Origin of the sequence: Halochromatium glycolicum, assembly GCF_016584085.1 — a bacterium.
Classification (GTDB): Bacteria; Pseudomonadota; Gammaproteobacteria; order Chromatiales; family Chromatiaceae; genus Lamprobacter; species Lamprobacter glycolicus.
The window spans coordinates 78,884-96,549 of record NZ_NRSJ01000007.1; the positions used below are offsets into that span (position 1 = coordinate 78,884).

17 protein-coding genes and 1 tRNA gene are annotated in these 17,666 nt (G+C 66.4%); 10 read left to right on the plus strand and 8 right to left on the minus strand.

Going from position 1 to position 17,666, the window contains the following annotated elements:
• The first annotated feature begins 128 nt into the window (after positions 1 to 128).
• Positions 129 to 1,190, plus strand: coding sequence for a tRNA (adenosine(37)-N6)-threonylcarbamoyltransferase complex transferase subunit TsaD (gene tsaD, locus CKO40_RS06020; RefSeq protein ID WP_200345367.1), 1,062 nt, complete (start codon positions 129 to 131; stop codon positions 1,188 to 1,190).
• A gap of 118 nt (positions 1,191 to 1,308) precedes the next feature.
• Here the strand turns inward: tsaD and plsY are convergent, their stop codons facing one another.
• Positions 1,309 to 2,001, minus strand: a complete 693-nt coding sequence (gene plsY / locus CKO40_RS06025) for a glycerol-3-phosphate 1-O-acyltransferase PlsY (protein ID WP_420827362.1) — start codon at positions 1,999 to 2,001, stop codon at positions 1,309 to 1,311.
• 346 nt (positions 2,002 to 2,347) lie between these two features.
• On the opposite strand from plsY, the gene folB reads away from it, so the two are divergent.
• Both folB and folK read left to right on the plus strand, forming a co-directional pair.
• The gene (folB, locus tag CKO40_RS06030) at positions 2,348 to 2,713 is read left to right on the plus strand and encodes a dihydroneopterin aldolase (RefSeq protein ID WP_200345295.1); all 366 of its coding nucleotides are present in this window, start codon (positions 2,348 to 2,350) and stop codon (positions 2,711 to 2,713) included.
• A gap of 262 nt (positions 2,714 to 2,975) precedes the next feature.
• Entirely contained in the window at positions 2,976 to 3,533 is a 558-nt protein-coding gene (folK, locus tag CKO40_RS06035; protein ID WP_338074130.1) for a 2-amino-4-hydroxy-6-hydroxymethyldihydropteridine diphosphokinase, read from the plus strand.
• Between the two features lie 195 nt (positions 3,534 to 3,728).
• Here the strand turns inward: folK and CKO40_RS06040 are convergent, their stop codons facing one another.
• The 3 genes from CKO40_RS06040 to trmB form a co-directional block, all read right to left on the minus strand.
• Positions 3,729 to 4,526, minus strand: a complete 798-nt coding sequence (locus CKO40_RS06040; RefSeq protein ID WP_200345296.1) for an ABC transporter permease — start codon at positions 4,524 to 4,526, stop codon at positions 3,729 to 3,731.
• A 184-nt stretch (positions 4,527 to 4,710) separates the two neighbouring features.
• The gene (locus CKO40_RS06045; RefSeq protein WP_200345297.1) at positions 4,711 to 5,493 is read right to left on the minus strand and encodes an ABC transporter ATP-binding protein; all 783 of its coding nucleotides are present in this window, start codon (positions 5,491 to 5,493) and stop codon (positions 4,711 to 4,713) included.
• Positions 5,493 to 6,338 (minus strand): tRNA (guanosine(46)-N7)-methyltransferase TrmB, encoded by an 846-nt coding sequence (gene trmB / locus CKO40_RS06050; RefSeq protein WP_200345298.1) that lies wholly within the window; start codon positions 6,336 to 6,338, stop codon positions 5,493 to 5,495. The genes CKO40_RS06045 and trmB overlap by 1 nt, the downstream gene beginning before the upstream one ends.
• Before the next feature lie 128 nt (positions 6,339 to 6,466).
• On the opposite strand from trmB, the gene CKO40_RS06055 reads away from it, so the two are divergent.
• Positions 6,467 to 7,075: a Uma2 family endonuclease gene (locus CKO40_RS06055; protein WP_200345299.1), complete on the plus strand. Its 609-nt coding sequence runs from the start codon at positions 6,467 to 6,469 to the stop codon at positions 7,073 to 7,075.
• Between the two features lie 352 nt (positions 7,076 to 7,427).
• Here the strand turns inward: CKO40_RS06055 and CKO40_RS06060 are convergent, their stop codons facing one another.
• Positions 7,428 to 8,225, minus strand: coding sequence for a thiazole synthase (locus tag CKO40_RS06060; RefSeq protein WP_200345300.1), 798 nt, complete (start codon positions 8,223 to 8,225; stop codon positions 7,428 to 7,430).
• Positions 8,226 to 8,917: 692 nt separating this feature from the next.
• Positions 8,918 to 9,118, minus strand: a complete 201-nt coding sequence (gene thiS, locus CKO40_RS06065) for a sulfur carrier protein ThiS (protein ID WP_200345369.1) — start codon at positions 9,116 to 9,118, stop codon at positions 8,918 to 8,920.
• A 136-nt stretch (positions 9,119 to 9,254) separates the two neighbouring features.
• On the opposite strand from thiS, the gene CKO40_RS06070 reads away from it, so the two are divergent.
• From CKO40_RS06070 to CKO40_RS06095, 6 genes are all read left to right on the plus strand, one after another.
• Positions 9,255 to 11,075, plus strand: a complete 1,821-nt coding sequence (locus tag CKO40_RS06070; protein ID WP_200345301.1) for an AMP-binding protein — start codon at positions 9,255 to 9,257, stop codon at positions 11,073 to 11,075.
• A gap of 160 nt (positions 11,076 to 11,235) precedes the next feature.
• Positions 11,236 to 11,309, plus strand: a tRNA-Gly gene (locus CKO40_RS06075).
• Complete coding sequence (locus CKO40_RS06080) at positions 11,282 to 11,635, plus strand: putative signal transducing protein (RefSeq protein WP_338074131.1); 354 nt, start codon at positions 11,282 to 11,284, stop codon at positions 11,633 to 11,635. The genes CKO40_RS06075 and CKO40_RS06080 overlap by 28 nt, the downstream gene beginning before the upstream one ends.
• Before the next feature lie 9 nt (positions 11,636 to 11,644).
• Positions 11,645 to 14,209: an AsmA-like C-terminal region-containing protein gene (locus CKO40_RS06085; RefSeq protein ID WP_200345303.1), complete on the plus strand. Its 2,565-nt coding sequence runs from the start codon at positions 11,645 to 11,647 to the stop codon at positions 14,207 to 14,209.
• Positions 14,210 to 14,460: 251 nt separating this feature from the next.
• On the plus strand, positions 14,461 to 15,588 hold the full coding sequence (mutY, locus tag CKO40_RS06090; protein WP_200345304.1) for an A/G-specific adenine glycosylase: 1,128 nt from the start codon (positions 14,461 to 14,463) through the stop codon (positions 15,586 to 15,588).
• Positions 15,589 to 15,592: 4 nt separating this feature from the next.
• On the plus strand, positions 15,593 to 15,865 hold the full coding sequence (locus CKO40_RS06095; RefSeq protein ID WP_200345305.1) for an oxidative damage protection protein: 273 nt from the start codon (positions 15,593 to 15,595) through the stop codon (positions 15,863 to 15,865).
• Positions 15,866 to 16,025: 160 nt separating this feature from the next.
• On the opposite strand, the gene purU is transcribed toward CKO40_RS06095, so the two are convergent.
• Positions 16,026 to 16,880: a formyltetrahydrofolate deformylase gene (gene purU, locus CKO40_RS06100; protein WP_200345306.1), complete on the minus strand. Its 855-nt coding sequence runs from the start codon at positions 16,878 to 16,880 to the stop codon at positions 16,026 to 16,028.
• A gap of 60 nt (positions 16,881 to 16,940) precedes the next feature.
• Positions 16,941 to 17,636 carry a lipocalin family protein gene (locus CKO40_RS06105; protein WP_200345307.1) on the minus strand — a complete coding sequence of 232 codons (696 nt, stop codon included), beginning with the start codon at positions 17,634 to 17,636 and terminating at the stop codon, positions 16,941 to 16,943.
• Positions 17,637 to 17,666: the final 30 nt, after the last annotated feature.

The window sequence follows — 17,666 nt, forward strand, 5'->3', positions numbered from 1 at the left end:
TAGTCCACCAGCATAACGTTTGAGGGAATGTTGATGCAACAGCCAATGCGCTTGTCAAGCTCTTCCGTGCGGTACCCGGTCGTGCATTGGTCAGTGGTTGCCGCACCGTCGGCGAGGGCCTGATCGCGATGCTGGTGCTCGGAATCGAGACATCCTGCGACGAGACGGGGGTCGCGCTCTTCGAGGGCGGGCCGACGGGGCGCGGCCTACTGGCACACGCGGTCTACAGTCAGACCGCGATCCACGCCGAATACGGCGGTGTGGTGCCGGAACTGGCATCGCGCGACCATATTCGCAAGCTGCTGCCATTGATCCAAGAGGTCCTAGATCAATCCGGGGTGGAGGCGGCAAGCGTCGAAGGTGTCGCCTATACCGCCGGCCCTGGTCTGGTCGGGGCGTTGCTGGTCGGCGCCGCGCTCGGCCGCAGCCTGGCTTGGGCTTGGGGTGTTCCGGCGATCGCCGTGCATCACATGGAGGGGCATCTGCTCGCGCCCTTGCTCGAAGACCCGGCGCCGGCCTTCCCGTTCGTCGCCTTGCTGGTTTCGGGCGGGCATACCCAGCTCGTCGACGTGCAGGAGATCGGCCGCTACCGCATCCTGGGCGAATCGGTCGACGATGCAGCCGGTGAAGCCTTCGACAAGACGGCCAAGATCCTCGGCCTGCCGTATCCGGGCGGTCCGGCACTGGCACGGCTAGCCGAGCAGGGTGATCCGCAGCGTTACCGCTTCCCGCGGCCGATGACCGATCGGCCCGGGCTGGATTTCAGCTTTAGCGGCCTGAAGACCTTTGCGCTCAACAGCTGGCAGACCGTTCGCGCTGAGCGTGAGGATCTCGAGCAGGCTCGGGCCGATATCGCCCGCGCCTTCGAGGAGGCCGTGGTCGAGACGCTGCTTATCAAGTGTCGGCGTGCGGTCGAGGCCGCCGGCGTGGAACGCTTGATCATGGCCGGGGGCGTCAGTGCGAACCGCCGGCTGCGCTCGCGCATGGACCAGGAGATGGCAGCGCGCGGGGTCAGTGTCTTCTATCCGCGGGCGGAGCTTTGCACCGACAATGGCGCGATGATCGCGCTGGCCGGGCACGAGCGCCTGGCAGCGGGTCAGCAGGAGGCGCTCCGCTTTGGTGCTCGTCCGCGCTGGGCGTTGGAAGAGCTGGAGCCGATCGTCGCGCCCGCCCACGAGCCCGGGGCCTGAGGGCGCTAGGGCACTCGGGCGCCGCGCTGTGGTCTGGCGCTCAGCGGCGCCTCACACCGGGTCTTCCGAGGCCGGCGCGAGCGCGCGCTGAGATCGGCAAGGGACTGCTCAGGGGCGGCTAGCTCGTGGTGCCGGGACTGGGCTCGTCGGGCCCCCGATCGTCACCGATCCGGCCCTCGGTGCCGGCAAGCAGGTTGCGGATATTGCTCCGATGGCGCCAGAAGAGGATCAGGGTCATCAGCGTCTGCATGCCGACCAGCACTGCAGTGCCCTGCTCGGCATGCAGGGGCCAGAGCAGCCAGACGAGGAGGGGGGCGAGGGCCATCGAGATCAGTGCCGAGGCCGACGAGACCTTGAGCACCTTGGCGACGAACAGCCAGATGGCGGCGACTGCGGCGCCGAGCGGCAGTAGCAGGCCGAATTGCACGCCGAGCGCGGTTGCGACGCCTTTACCGCCCTTGAACCCGAAGAACACCGGGTAGAGATGGCCGAGGAAGGCCGCGAGTCCGACGCCGGCCAGAAGCCAGGCGCTGGCGTCTACGATCCCGGTGGCGCCGAGTAGGTGCGCTGCAAACATCGGCAGGAAGCCTTTGAGGCTATCGCCGAACAGCGTGATCGCGGCGGCCTTGCGCGCCTTGGGGCCGCCGATACGCAGCACATTGGTGGCGCCGGGGTTACCTGAGCCCTGTGTGCGCGGATCAGGGAGCCTCATGAGCCGGCAGACGATGATCGCGCTGGAGATCGAACCGAGCAGGTAGGCGGCTGCGACGAGCGTGAGGTCGAAGAGCAAGAGCGTATTCATGGGCGGCATTGGACGGTGTTGTCGGACTGCGGTCAAGCGCTGCGCGGTGGATGTCTCGTTGGCCGGGGGGGGCGTCGCCCGGTTGTTGAGCCGGCCAGACTCTCCTGTTGGATCGCTTGGAGACCCAATCAAAACGGCCGCTTGACTCGCGCAAGTTTCTGTTTTAAATGGCTTTGTAAACGATTCTATTATTGCGCCTCAGGGGCCGAGGCTCGTCGGCGCATCAGACGGTTACCTGCTTGCTGAAGTGTGCAGCGGCCGTTTCCGGCTTGCAAACACCGCACGAGCCGCCATGATGCGGGCAGACTTGACCCGGCCACCGCGTGTTGACGCGCAGTAGTTGAGCACGACAGGCATGGATATCGTATTCATCAAGGCGTTACGGATCGAGACCGTCATCGGCATCTACGACTGGGAGAAGGCGATCCGGCAGCCGGTCGTGCTCGACCTCGAGATGGCCAGCGACGTCGACCGCGCAGCGGCCAGCGATCGGATCGCGGATGCGCTCGATTACAAGGCCGTCTCCAAACGCTTGAAGCAATTCGTCGGCGATGCCCGGTTCGAGCTGGTCGAGACCCTGGCCGAACGGTGCGCAACCATCGTCCGGGAGGAGTTCGCGGTGCCCTGGGTGCGGTTGACCCTGAACAAGGTCGGCGCAGTCTCCGATGCCGAAGGCGTCGGGGTGGTTATCGAGCGGGGCGAGCGGCCAGCGGCGGGTTGAGCGCAGCCCCGCTCTTATGATCGTGTGATCGTGGCGCGCGAGGCGTGGACGCGAGGTCGGAGCGCCCTATGCCAAGAGAGCCACTTGAAGTCTGTTCAGAGGTCGAATTGATTCGAGCAGTCAGTCCTGTTGGGAGCGCCCTGCACCAGAAGGGGGCGCTTGAGGTTCGCTCAGAGGTCGAATTCACGCAAACGGTTGCTCCTGTGGGGAAGCGGTCGATCGCCGTTGCTCGTGCAAGCAAGCACTGCCACCAGCGAGAACGATGAGCCACGCGGACGCTAGCGCTGGGGAGTCTTTCGCCGCCGGGTCTTCGGGCGATCATCTACAGCCGTTGCAGCGCTGCTGGGTGAGCCTGGGCAGCAACCAGGATCGCGAGCGCTCGCTGCGGGCCGCCGTCTCGGCGCTGGAGCAGGAATTCGGCCCTTTGGTCCTGTCGCCGGTCTATGAGTCCGAGGCCGAGGGCTTCGATGGCGCGCCCTTCTTGAATCTGGTCGCAGGCATCCAGACCCGACGCGGGATCGGCCAGCTACGCGCATTGTTAAGACGGATCGAATCCGAGAATGGCCGGGAGCGCGGCGGCGAGCGCTTCGCGCCGCGTACGCTTGACCTCGATCTGCTTACCTGGGGCAACTGGTCCGGTGAGATCGATGGCTACCGCATCCCGCGCGACGAGATCCTCCGCTACGCCTTCGTGCTCGGACCACTCGCCGATGTGGCCCCCGATGAGCGTCATCCAACCGATGGTCGTACCTATGCCGAGCTCTGGGCCGAGCTGGGGCCAGGCTGGGCGCCGCTGCGCCCCTGTCGGTTGGACTTCTAGAACGATCCGTTCTGGCGGTTGCTGTCTGGAACGGGAGCTGTATCGTCACTTGCCCTGGTTTCCGTACACGCTGAACCCATCGGTGCTGACTGTTCCGGCGCTTTCTGTCCGGCGATCACGCGGAATGGCTATAGATCGATTGGCTCGATTCTCAGACGGCGGGTTATCCCGATTAGGAAACAACGGGGGCCAGCATCAGACCGTGCGCAGTCGCTCGAGCCGCAGTCGATGCCGTGAATCGAACAGCCGCCGGGCGCCGATCCAGACTGCGGCGACACTGCCGAGCCCGGTGCCGCCGGCGATCAGGAACATGATCAGCAGCTGATACTTGGCCGCCTCCATCGGCGGGCTGCCAGCCAGGATCTGGCCGGTCATCATCCCTGGCAGGCTGACGATGCCAGCGGTGGCCATCGCGTTGGTGATCGGGATCAGTCCGGCGCGCAGCGCATCGCGGCGGATATCGGCGATGGCCTCGTCCCAGGTGGCGCCGAGCAGCAGCCGCGCCTCGATCTTGGCGCGGCCCTCCCAGGCCTGGCGGCTGAGCCCGTCGAGCGCGACCGCGATCCCGTTCATCGTGTTGCCGAGCAGCATGCCCAGCAGCGGGATCAGGTATTGCGGCTGATACCAGGGCGTGACGCCGATGAACAGGGTGAGCGCGAGCACGGTGATGCTGAACGAGGACAGGAACATCGAGAGCGCGCCGATCCCGTAGCCCCAGGCCCCGCGAAAGCGCCGCCGTTGGCGCGCCATCACCTCCCAGCCGGCAACCGAGAGCATCATCAGCGCGAGCAGCCCGAGCAGCAGCGGGTCGGTGGTCGCGAACAGCACCTTCAGCACCAGCCCCAGCAGGACGAGTTGGACCGTGCTGCGGGCGGCAGCGATCAGGATGCGGCGCTCGATGCCGAGATGCAGCCGCCATGAGAGCCAGGCCAGGAGCAGCACCAGGCCGGCGGCCAGGGCTAGGTCGAGCGGGCTGAGCGAGATCAGGTCCATGGTTCGACGATCTCAGCGCGGGCATGGGGCTCTGAGGCCAGCCGTCGCGTGACCGCGCCGGCCCTTTGGGTCGCCGGACGAGCCCTTATGACCGAGCAGCCGACCAAGTCGGCCTCGGGGCTCGGTTTGCGCGCTGGGCGAGTCGAGCGCTGCATCTTGGTCACTCTGACTGCAGGCGGCTTGGTCACTCTGGCTGCAGGCGGCCGGCATCGACGACGAAGCGGCGGCCACCGATTGCCGGCGCCAAGCGCTCGCGCTGATCCGGGTCATGGCTGGCCCAGAGCACGGCCGCGTGGTGGTTGCGGCGGTAGGCATCGATGAGTCGTTCGGCCCGCTCGCGGTTGGCCGGGTCCAGGTTCGCGGTGGCCTCGTCCAGTAGCAGCACCTCGGGCCGATTGGCCAGTAATCGGGCCAGCGCAAGCCGCTGGCGCTCGCCGGTCGAGAGCCGCAGGACGTCCCAGTCGAGCACGTCGGGCTCGAAGCCGAGCTGCGCGAGCAGTGGGTGCAGCGGGCTGGCCTGCGCGCGCTGTCGATCGGCTGCGGCGGCCGTGGGCTCGGCAACGGCTGCGACAGCCGTTTCGGCAGCGACGACGGACGCTGCAGGCTGCGACGCTCCAGGCTGCGCGGAATCGCGGGCATGAGCACCGGTCTCGCCCGCGATGGGCACGCTGGCGTCGTCAACGCCGGGCGCCATGAAGTGCGCGCCGACCCGGTCCGCCCACCAGCCGCTCTCGGCGGGCAGCAGGCCGACGCGCCGCCGCCACTCGGGCGCGGGCAGCCCCGAGCGCGGCTGCTGGTCAAGGAGCACCTCGCCCGCGTTCGGGTCGAGATCGGCGATCGCGCGCAGCAGCAGGCTCTTGCCGGCTCCGGATGGGCCGGAGATGAAGACTAGCTCGCCGGCCGCGAGCTGCAGGTCGATCGGTTCGAGCCGCAGCGGCTGCAGCCGTTTGAGCGTCAATGCGGCCATCAGCGGCGGCGATAGAGCAGGTCGTGCACCGGATGGCCGAGGCGCTGGCCGCGGCGCTCGAACTTGGTGATCGGCCGCGATGCCGGGCGCTCAGCATAACGGCCGGGTCCGGCTTGGTTGACGAACAGCTCGGGGGCGCCGTCGAGCATCGCCAGCATCCATTCCGCATAGGGCGGCCAGTCGGTGGCGAGGTGAAAGGTCCCGCCTGGCCGCAGGGCGCGCGCGACCGCGGCGATGAAGTCCGGCTGCACGATCCGCCGCTTGTGATGGCGCTTCTTCGGCCAGGGGTCCGGGAAGAACAGCTGCACGGTCTCCAGGCAGCCGGCCGGCAGGCCGGTGCTGAGCAGGGCGCTGGCATCGGCGCGCAGCACGCGGACGTTGTCGAGCCCGAGACGCTCGAGTGCGAGCAGCAGGTGGCCGATGCCGGGCCGGTGGACCTCGAGGCCGATGAAGTCGCGTTCCGGCGCGGCCGCGGCCATCGCCGCTAAGGATTCACCGTCGCCGAAGCCGATCTCGAGCGTGATCGGCCGTGCGCATGGCCGCCGGGCCTCGGCCTGCGTCGTCGCGTGCTCGGCGCTGGGCCTCGCGGCCTTTGTCCGCGGCTGTGCGCCCCCGAACAGCGTGCATGGGTCGAGCACCCTGTTCGGCTGCCAATCGACGCCGAAACGCGGCCAGAGCTCGCGAAAGGCGCGCTCCTGGGCGGCCGTGAGCCGCCCCTCGCGCAGCACGAAACTGCGGATCGGCCGATTTGGAGGGTGACTCGGCTCGGCTGCTTCCGCCGCGCGCACCGAGCGGGCGGCTGCATCGCTCAGGTCGGGGTTGGCGAGGGTCAGGGTCTTGGTCATCAGGGACGGAGGTTCTCTCAATTGCCGGCAATCAGGCTGAATGGCGCTAGAATCGATCCGCGGGCATCGATGCTGATGCCTGCCGTGATCCTGTCTCGATCCACTGGTCGGCTCATCAGGAGGTCATCATGTCCAATCTTGCGTTGCCATCGTTCATCACCGTCGACGATTATCTCGCGGGCGAGGCCGAGTCGCCGATCAAGCACGAGTATATCGATGGCGAGGTCTTTGCAATGGGCGGCGCCAGCGACGCGCATGTGACCATCTCGCTGAATCTCGCATCACTGCTGCGCGCCCATCTGCGCGGTGGCCCGTGCCGGGTCTATATCACCGATATGAAGCTGCGGGTGGAGCGGGCCAATGCCTTTTTCTACCCTGATGTGCTCGTCACCTGTTCGGCGGCCGATGCGGCCGAGCCCGACTTCAAGCGCGCGCCGACGGTGGTCATCGAGGTGCTGTCGAAGTCCACCGAGGGCTATGACCGCGGCGACAAGTTTGCCCGCTACCGCCTGCTCGATAGCCTCCAGGAATATGTCCTGATCGATTCGCGCCGGCGTGCAATTGAGGTCTTTCGGCGTCATGCCGACGGCTGGCTGCTGCAGCCAGTGGCCGAGGCGGGGGCACTGAAGCTGCAGACAGTGGATTTCGCCTGCACCATGGACGAGGTCTACGAGGATGTGACCCTGGAGCCGGAGTGCGATGAGCGCGAGTGCGATCCATCGCCGGAGGCGCATTGAGACGGAGCGAGTGTCCCGCGCACGACCCGCGCACCACCCTGGCCGGCAGCGCATCGGGCGCGAGCTGACGCTGCCCTCCCACGGCCGCGGGATCGCCGCCTGAGCTTATACAGGAACTCAGCACGGCGGCCCGACTAGTGCAAGACAGCGGAACTCCCGAGACCGATGGTCGCTGCCGCCAATGGTCGTGGGGTAGGAGCCCGCTGGCGGGCGATTGTCGCAGCCGTGAGCGCGGCCTGATCGCCCGCAAGCGGGCTCCTACAGCGCTGAGAGCCAGATGGCAGGACAAGGGTCTCGGCATTGCTGACGCGATGCACTAGAGGATGTCCAGACGCGGCTCAGGCATCGGTCTTCAGAAGAAGGTGCCCTCGATCGGCGATGAGGCCGAGGCGTAGCGCTTCGCGGGCATGCGTCCGGCTAGGTAGGCCTCGCGGCCGGCCTCGATGCCCTTGCGCATCGCGCTGGCCATCAGCACCGGGTCCTTGGCGGCGGCGATTGCGGTGTTCATCAGCACGCCGTCGCAGCCGAGCTCCATTGCGATGGCGGCATCGGAGGCGGTGCCGACGCCGGCATCGACCAGGACCGGCACGCTGGCGTTCTCGACGATGGTCAGGATGTTGAGCCGATTACGGATGCCGAGCCCGGAGCCGATCGGGGCGGCCAGCGGCATCACCGCACAGCAGCCGATCTCTTCCAGACGCTTGGCGATGATCGGATCATCATTGGTGTAGACCATCACCTCGAAGCCGTCCTTGATCAGTTCCTCGGCCGCGCTGATCGTTGCGACCACGTCCGGGAACAGCGTCTTCTCGTCACCGAGCACCTCGAGCTTGACCAGGTTGTGACCGTCGAGCAGCTCGCGCGCGAGCCGGCAGGTCCGTACGGCGCTGTCGACGTCGCAGCAGCCGGCCGTGTTGGGCAGGATGGTGTAGCGGCTCGGCGGCAGCAGGTCGAGCACATTGGGCTCGTTCGGCGACTGGCCGATGTTGGTGCGGCGCACTGCCACGGTGACGATCTCGGCGCCGCTCGCCTCGATGGCGGCGGCGGTCTCATCGAGGTCCTTGTACTTGCCGGTGCCGACGAGCAGGCGTGACTGGTATTCGCGGCCGGCGATGGTGAAGCTGTCTGGAGTGCGGGTTGCTGCGGTCATGGGTCTCTCAGGGAATCTCAAACGGATGTCAAAACAGGGTGGTCAAGAGGGCGCAATCAGGTGCGGCCTCGGCGACTGGACCAAGAGGCCCGATCAGCGCGAGGGCCGAGGCCGCAAAATGGTGCTGCGGTGCGATGGTCGAAGTCTCACGATCGACAGTCCTTGATCATGCTTGGTGACGCCGGGCGAGCGGTGATGCGATCTGGGCTTTGATGCGATCTGGGCTTTGGCGACGTCGGCGACTGCGAATCCCCCAGGCTCACCGTGAATCACGCGGGATTCATCGTCCGGCGTGGCGCCGTGCCATGAACGTTAGCCTAGGCGCGCCGCCAGGCCCAGTCGGATCGACTCCTTCTGATTCCGCGTTCCTTGGGCCTCTGATTGACCATCGACCTCGGCCGACGGTTTCGGCACATAAGGCGATTTCTGTCAAGGCTCATACCGCCTTGCTGGTCTTTTCGCTCGCCTTCTTCGTCGCGCCGCCGGTCACATAGCCCGGCTATGCTCCCGGCGACGCTCCTCGAAGGCAAACGACAATCCTGCGCAATTCGGTACGAGCTTTTCCGGCAATCGCCTAAGGTCTTGGCTGCGCCCGGCCATGGCGCATTGGCAGGCCATGCTGATGAAACCATAGCGGATGTTCACCGACTCTGGCGCTGCGGATTGTCGAGCGCGGTCGTGAAGACGGCGCATTAGCCGCCGCCGACAGCGTGGATGATCTCGACGCTGTCGCCGGTGCGAAGCTCGTGCTCCGAGAACTGGCTGCGCGGGACGAGCTCACGGTTCACCTCGACCGCCAGCCGGCGGTCGCCAAGACCGAGCTGCTCGATGAGTCCGGACATGCTGATACGCTCCGGAACGTCGGTGGGGGTACCGTTGACGATGATCTGCATGAGCTGTTGACTCCTGGCGATGCGGTCGTGCTGCTGCATCGATGTGTGAAATGGCGGTTCCTGTGAGCGCGGTTCCTGATCTAGACTGCGCCGCTGAATCGAACGAGAGCTAGCGCCTAACACGAGGACTCGTCAAGTGAAAGGATGGTCCGAGGACCTGATCTCAGTCGAGCACGCGCGAACGCTGGATGGACTCTTCTACCAGCGTGTCCACCGGTCGTCCGACCGCACCGCCTACCATTGGTTCGACCGCGCCGATGGGTGCTGGCGCACCCTGACGTGGCGAGAAACGCTCGAGCAGGTCGCGCGCTGGCGTGCAGCGCTGCAACGGGAATCGCTGAACGCCGGTGATCGGGTCGCTGTGCTGCTGCGCAACTGTCCCGAATGGGTCATCTTCGATCAAGCCGCCCTGTCGCTGGGCCTGGTCACGGTGCCGCTCTATACCGACGATCGCGCCGATAACGCCGCCCATATCCTGCAAGATGCCGATTGTAAGGTGCTGTTGATCCAGGACGCCAATCGCTGGAAGCGGCTGGCCCCGGCGATCGGTGAGGCGGTCTACCCCGAACGTGTGCTGATCCTCGAGGACAACGAGCAGACGCGGCGCGTGAGCACCGACGACGAGCGCGTTGCACTGGTCTCGCAGTGGCTGCCAGCGCAGGGCCAACCCTGGTCGCAGCGCGATGCCGATCCGCAGTCGTTGGCAACCATCGTCTACACCTCGGGCACCACCGGCCGGCCCAAGGGCGTGATGCTGAGCCATCACAACATCCTCGCCAACGCCCATGCCAGTGTGACCATGCTCGATGTCTACCAGGAGGACCTGTTCCTGTCCTTCCTGCCGTTGTCGCATACGCTCGAGCGCACCGCCAGTTACTACCTGCCGATGATGACCGGCTCGACGGTCGCCTACGCACGCTCGATCAACCAGCTCGCGGACGACCTCCAAACCATCCGTCCGACCGTGATCATCGCGGTGCCGCGCGTCTTCGAGCGTGTCTATCAGCGGCTCAAGGATCAGCTTCAGGATCGGCCGAAGCCGCTGCGTAAGCTGTTCGAGCTAGCGGTGCGTATCGGCTGGATCGACTTCGAGCGGCGCCAGGGCCGTCGCGGCTGGCATCCGGCGCTGCTGCTGTGGCCGCTGTTGCGCCGGAAGGTCGCGCGGCCCGTGCTCGAGCGCCTCGGCGGCCGTTTGCGCGCAGCGGTCAGTGGCGGTGCGCCGCTCCCGTTCGAGGTCGCACGGCTGTTCATCGGGCTCGAGCTGCCGTTGGTGCAGGGCTACGGGCTGACCGAGACCAGCCCGGTGGTCGCAGTCAATCCGCTCGAGGACAACCGGCCCGACAGTGTCGGGATCCCGTTGCGGGGCATCCAACTGCGCATCGGCGCCGATGACGAGCTGCAGGTCAAGGGACCCTGCAACATGCTCGGTTACTGGAACAATCACGCGGCGACGGCGCGCATGTTCACCCCGGATGGATGGCTGCGCACCGGCGATCAGGCGCGTATCGCCGATCGCCATGTCTTCATCACTGGGCGCATCAAGGACATCCTGGTGCTGTCCAACGGCGAGAAGGTGCCGCCGGCGGACATGGAGATGACCATCGGGCTCGATCCGCTGTTCGATCAGGTACTGATCGCCGGGGAGGGCCGCTCCTACCTGTCCGCCATCCTGGTCTTGAACGCCGACCTCTGGCCCGGGCTGGCTGGCGAGTATGGCTTGGACCCGGACAGCCCCGAGAGTCTCGCCCACCCGCCGTTGCTGCGCGACATGCTCAAGCGCATCCGCGACGCACTCGCCAATTTTCCGGGCTATGCCAAGGTACGCCGCGCCACGCTGACCCTCGAGCCTTGGTCGATCGAGAACGGGATGCTGACCCCGACGATGAAGATCAAGCGCAACCGTGTGCTGGAGCATTATCATGCCGCGCTGCAGCAGATGTATGCTGAGCACCTCTAGTGATCAGGAGATCAGGAGATCAGGGGATCAGGGGATCAGGGGATCAGGGGATCAGGGGATCAGGATGACTGCGGTGGCTCGCCTTGCTTCAGCATGGGGTCGTCGGTAAGCCGTTCGGACTTGCTGCGGCTGCTTGCCGGCCCTAGAATCGCGATCTTCGGCGGGCGTAGTTCAATGGTAGAACAGGGGCTTCCCAAGCCTCTAATGTGGGTTCGATTCCCATCGCCCGCTCCATCTTCAAGCGTCTCATGCAGCAACTCTATCAGGCAGCTGACCGGATCGAGGCCCAGCTGCTCCGCGATCTCCTCGACCGTCATCGTATCCAGGCGGCGGTCTTCGGCGATTACCTCTCAGGTGCGGTCGGCGAGCTGCCGGCGGACGTCTATCCAACCGTCTGGGTGATCGAGGATCGCGACCTCCCCCGCGCCCGCACGGTGCTGCAGGACTGGCAGCGCGAGAATGCCAATCGGGCTTCGGCGCGCTCTTGGGTCTGCCATGGCTGCGGCGAGCTGCTCGATGGCAGCTTCGATCTCTGCTGGCGCTGCGGGCGGGAGCGCTGAGGGCGTGCGATGATGCCTGCCTGGGCCAAGTTGACTCTCGCGCTTGTGCTCGGCCTGCTGCTGCTAGGGGTCGGTGGCGCAGCGCTCGCGCCGTCTCTGCTCGACAGGGAGTGGCTGCGGGCCGAGATCGAGGCCGAGATCAGCGCAGCGCTCGGCTATCCGACGACGATCGATCGGATCGCCGTGCTGCGGTTGCTGCCGGCCCCTCGGGCACGGCTCGACGGCATCCGCATCGTCCAGCCGGGCGCGGCTCCCTTGCCCGAGTCCGTCGCAGCAGCCGATGATCGCCAAGCCCAAGCCCAAGCCCAAGCCCAAGCCCAAGCCCAAGCCGGCAGTGAACCGGGCCAGCTCGCAACGATCGACGCAGTGGAGCTCCATGCAGCGCTCTGGCCGCTGCTGACCGGTGAGCTGCGGCTCACCGAGGTCCGCGTCGCGCATCCGGCGCTGTGGCTGCCCCTCTCGCAACCCCTGCCGTCGGCACAGGGGGTGATCCCGCCGCAGATGCGCGACGGACAGCCTCGGCAACACCCGACAGAGGTCATGCCGAGGCCGAGTCCGCGAGCACTCAGCCCAGCCAATCAAGACGGATCGAGGCCCGAGGAACCCTCTGCTCTCGGCTCCAACGGTCGAGGCGAGGCCGGTCAGCCCGTTGCCAATGCCGACCCCGCATCCGCTGCAGTCTCATCCAGGCCGATGCCTGATGACGGAGAGACGTCTCGCCCCAACGCGGCGGACCAGAGAACGGATGCTGAGGAGCAGCAGCGCAGTGCGCTGAAAGCGGATGGCGTCGATGCGGCAGAGCAGGAGAGGGCTGAGCCAGGCGACGCTGAGCCCACCTTCGATGCTAGGCCCCCGTCTACTGCCAACCTACCCGTGATCGAGCGTCTCATCGTCCGCGACGGCGAGCTGATCCTGCCGCTTCAGCCTACAGATGAGAGAGTGCGGGTCAGCGCGTTAGACCTAACCGCAGCGCCCATCGCGATCGGCCAGGAGGGCCGCCTCGAAGGCCGCTTTAGGCTCGATTCACCGCATTTCCCGGACGAGGTGCCCGGCACCCTAGAAGCCGACCTGAGCCTGCCGGAGCCCCTGTCGCGCTTGATGTTGTGGCCGTTGCGATTGCACTTGGGCATCGATGACTCCCTCCGAGCGCCTGCGATCGACGCTGAGGCGGCGGTGACGGTCGAGCTTGCCAGCGGCCGAGTCCTGCTCGATGACCTGCAGCTGGGCGCCGGTGCGCTCCAGGTGCTGGGCGATGCGGAGCTCGCATCCGCCCCCGAGGGCGCGGCACTCGTTGGGCGGCTTCGGGTCCCATCCTTCGATCTGAGGGCCTGGCTCAGCGAGGCCTTCGGACTCGCGCTCCCGGGCGATGGCGGGACCTTGCGTCAGACCGCGGTCGCATTCTCGCTGCGTCAACAGGGCTCGATCCTGGCGCTCGATGAGGTCGAGCTGGACCTGGATGCGATGCGCGCGCACGCTTGGGCGCGGGTGGACCTCGCGGCGGCGGCCGGCCCAGTGCCGGCGGGCCGCATCGCTGTTTCACTGGATCGGCTCGCGCTCGACCGCTATCTGTTTGCTGGCGCGGCGTCTGGTGACGCGAGCGGTACGACCGCCGGTACCACGGGTTCCGAGCCGCCGGGTTTGCCGACGGTCGCTGAGGTCCCGAAACGGCCCGATGCACTGGTGCTGAGGCTTGACGCGCGACTGATCGAGATCGGGGGGCTGCGCTATCGAGCCGTTACCTTGGACGCCGCGGCTGATCAGCGCGGACTCGTGGTCGACGCGGCGGCAGACCTCTATGGCGGTGCATTCGCAGCCAGCCTCCGTGCGCCCGGTCTAGGTGCCGCTGCGCCTGCTGCGCAAGCCGTAAGCCCCGCCCCTGCCGCTGATCTGCGGCTCGATGCGAGTGCGCAAGGGGTCGATCTTGGCGCGTTGCTCGCCGATCTGCGCCAAGTGCCGGGCGAGCAGGCACCGGTGAGTGGCACCGCGGAGATCGCGCTCTCGCTGCAGGCGCCTGCGCTGTCGTTCCCCGCGCTCGAGCCCGACTCGCTCCGCGAGGGCTTGGGCGGCGAGGTCAGCTTTGCCGTGCACGATGGACGCCTGACCCTGGTCGACCTCCGCCAGCTCCTGACGGGCACCTTGGGGGCGCTGGGCGCCTCGCGCGAGGATATCGAGCAATTGACGCGTTTTGGGGTCTTGAGCGGCTCGGCCACTGGTGCGCAAGGGCGTTTCCAGAGCAACGACATTCGGCTGCTCTCGCCGTTCGTCGAGGTCGACGGAGGTGGCGCGTTCGACCTGCCCCGCGAGCAGCTGGCGCTGAACCTCACCGCCGTCCTGGTGGACCCGCCACAGGGTCGCGGTATCAAGGAGCTGGAGGGCCTCCCGATCCAGGTCCGAGCGCGCGGTGATTGGGCTGATCCACGTTGGGAGGTCGATGCGGAGCAGGCTCTGAAGCAGGCTGCGCGGCGCTCGCTCGAAGACGACAGCGGCCTGTTCGATCAGCTCGAGGAGCGAACCGGCATCGAAGGGCTCGGTGATGGTTTGCGGCAGATCCTGCCGGGCTTGCTGGGTCACTAGCTGGGTCACTAAGTGGCTGTCCATTTTCTACTTCCCGATGATCGTCCAACAGTGTCCCTCAAATCGGGAAGACGTTGATGGACGGTTTCTAAGGGTGTCGCGATTCCAGCTCGCGCAGCCGCCGAGGGCCGATAAGCATTTAGAAGCCCTAGCAGAATGCCCTTTACAGGTTTAGAAATCGGTCGCTTGTTCAGGCGGGTCGGGCGTTTCGATCGGGGTGCTTCATGAAGCAGCGGAAGATGTCTTCGCAGATGCCAGTGAACCCTGCGTTCGGTCCGGAAGACGCACAAGACTTTGCGCAGCGGCTGCTCGCCTGGTTCGATCTACACGGGCGCCATGACCTGCCCTGGCAACGCGATGCGACGCCGTATCGGGTCTGGGTCTCGGAGATCATGCTGCAGCAGACCCAGGTCGCGGTGGTGGTGCCCTACTTCGAGCGTTTCATGCAACGCTTTCCGGATGTCGCCGCCCTGGCTGCGGCCGAACAGGACGAGGTGCTGCATCTTTGGTCCGGGCTCGGCTACTACGCCCGCGGGCGCAATCTGCACCGGGCGGCGCGCATCGTCGCGACCGAGCACCAAGGCCGCCTGCCCGAGTCCATCGAGACCCTGCAGCAACTGCCTGGGATCGGTCGCTCGACCGCCGGCGCCATCCTGTCACTGGCCTGCGGTCGGCCTCATCCGATCCTGGATGGCAACTGCAAACGGGTCCTCGCTCGCTGCTTCGCCGTGCCGGGCTGGCCGGGGACGCGCGCGGTCTCGGACCGATTGTGGTCGCTCGCCGAGACCTTGACCCCGGTCGAGCGCGTAGCAGCCTTCAATCAGGCGATGATGGACCTGGGTGCGACCCTCTGCACCCGCTCGGCGCCGGCCTGCGATCGTTGTCCGCTGGCGGAGCGCTGCGCCGCTTATGCCGAGGGCTGCCCGAGCGCCTATCCGGCGCCGAAGCCGCGCAAGCAGGCGCCGCTGCGGACGGTGCAGCTGCTGCTGATCCGTGACCCCGAAGGCCGAATCATGTTGGAACGGCGCCCACCCGCCGGGGTTTGGGGCGGTCTCTGGACACCACCAGAGCTGCCGGTGAGCGTCAATCCACAAGACTGGTGCAGCGAGCGCCTGGGCCTCTCGGTGGAGCAACTTGAAATGTTGCCGCCGCGTCGACATACCTTCAGCCACTTCCAGCTTGCGATGCAGCCGGTGCTGGTTCAGCTTGCGACGGCCCCCATCCGGGTTGCTGATGAGTCCGGTTCGGCCTGGGTCGAGCCGGGCAAGCCGGGGAATCTCGGCCTGCCGGCGCCGATCCGCAAGCTGCTCGATGAGCTGATTTCCGATGGACCCCGGCTGCAGGGCGGGGTCGACCCTGACAATACACGACAGGAGTAGTGCGATGAGCCGTACGGTCAACTGTGTCAAGCTCGGCCACGAGGCCGAGGGGCTGGATCGGCCGCCTTACCCCGGCGAGCTCGGCCAGCGTATCTTCGCGAGCGTCTCGAAACAGGCCTGGGCCGACTGGCTCAAGCACCAGACCATGCTCATCAACGAGAACCGGCTCAGCCCGATGGACCCGAAGGCGCGCACCTTCCTCGAGGAACAGATGGAGAAATACTTCTTCGGCGAAGGTGCTGAGACGCCCGAGGGCTATGTGCCGCCGAAGCAGTGAGGCGGCTTCGGGCGGGCGAGGGTCGGTGGTTGAGCGTGGCAGGTTGAGGATGATCTGTTGAGCGTGGGAGGGGGATGAGCGCCCGCAGCCCCCCGTTTCCGGTCCGGTGATTCCAGCCCGATGGTTCCAAACCCGATGGTTCCAATCCGGGCAACGCGAATCAGGCGAAGACGACGGTCTTGTTGCCGTGCAGCAGCACCCGGTCCTCGAGGTGATAGCGCAAACCGCGGGCGAGTACCGTCTTCTCGACATCGCGGCCGAGCCGCACCATATCCTCGACCGTGTTGTGATGGCCGACCCGGACCACGTCCTGCTCGATGATCGGTCCAGCATCGAGCTCGCTGGTGACATAGTGACAGGTGGCGCCGATCAGCTTCACGCCGCGCGCCGACGCCTGGTGATAGGGACGGGCGCCGACGAACGAGGGCAGGAAGCTGTGATGGATGTTGATGATCCGGCCCGGATACTGCTCGCATAGCTCCGGCGGCAGGATTTGCATATAGCGGGCCAGTACGATCACATCGGCGCGGGCGGACCGGATCGCCGCATTGACGGCCTGGAAATGTGGCGCCTTATCGATTGGATTGACCGGGAGATACTGGTAATCGATCCCGTGCCAGGCGACGTAATCGCGCAAGTCCTCATGGTTGGAGAGCACGCAAGGGATATCGAATTCGAGCTCGCCGCTGCGCCAGCGATAGAGTAGGTCCGAGAGGCAGTGCGCCTGCTTGCTGGCGAGTAGGACCACCCGGCGATTGACGCCGGTGTCGGTTAGGTACCAGTGCATTGCGAAGCGAGTCGCGATCGGCTCGAATAGCGCTCGGAAGCGGTCCTCTCCGAACGGCAGCGAGGCCGCCCGCACCACATAGCGCATAAAGAACCATTCGCTCTCCGGGTCCGAGTAGTGGTGCGCCTCGGTGATCCAGCCCCCGTGCTGGGCGATGAAATCACTGACGGCGGCAACGATGCCGACCTGATCAGGGCAGGAGACGACGAGCCGATACGAGCGTTCCATGATGGTGAGGTGCTCCAGGTTTGCAGAGGTGTCGGAGTATCATCGGGGCCTGCTGCCGCTTCAAACCTGACCGCTTTGATGCGTGCGCTCGAAAGCCTGGGCTGGAAAGCCTTTGGCCTCGAACTCATCGAGCCAGCGTTGGATGTCGGCCTGCGCCGGGTTTGGGTCGCGCGCGAGCACCCAGCCGCGGCGGCGTGAGGGCTGCCCGACCAACGCGTACTCGTAATCGGTGCCAAGTCCGATCACCCAGTAGTCGTCCCAGAGCACGTGCACGCCGTAGAGCATCCGAAAGCTGATCTCCAGCCGGGTGTTCGCTGTGGAATCGACAGGCCGCGCGATGGCCTGGGCGGTGCCGATGCCGCCGTCGGCGTGGGTGCAGCGGTTGGTGACGTAGACCATGCCGTCGTCGCCGAGCCGATAATCAGCGTGCACGTCCTGGGTGCAGCGGCGCTGGGTGAAGTAGGGTAACCGCGCGATCTCGTACCAGCGGCCCATATAGCGCTCCAGGTCCATGCGCTCGACCGTGCTCGGTGCGGTCAGGTACACCCTAGGCTTGCGCAGCCGGGTGCTGACCGTGACCCGGGCGTCGACATCATCGCGCTGCTGATTCCGCGGTGGTGCGGTGTAGATCTCCTCTGCCCAGTCGGAGAGCGGCTGCTCAGGGCGATCGTCAACCCCCGCGTTGGGGCGCTTGGCGTTTGAGCCTGGGCGTTGGATGCCCGTCGTTCGCCTCTTCGGAGGCAACCGGTCAGTCATGGCCACACCCCGTCGGTCTCGACCCTGTGG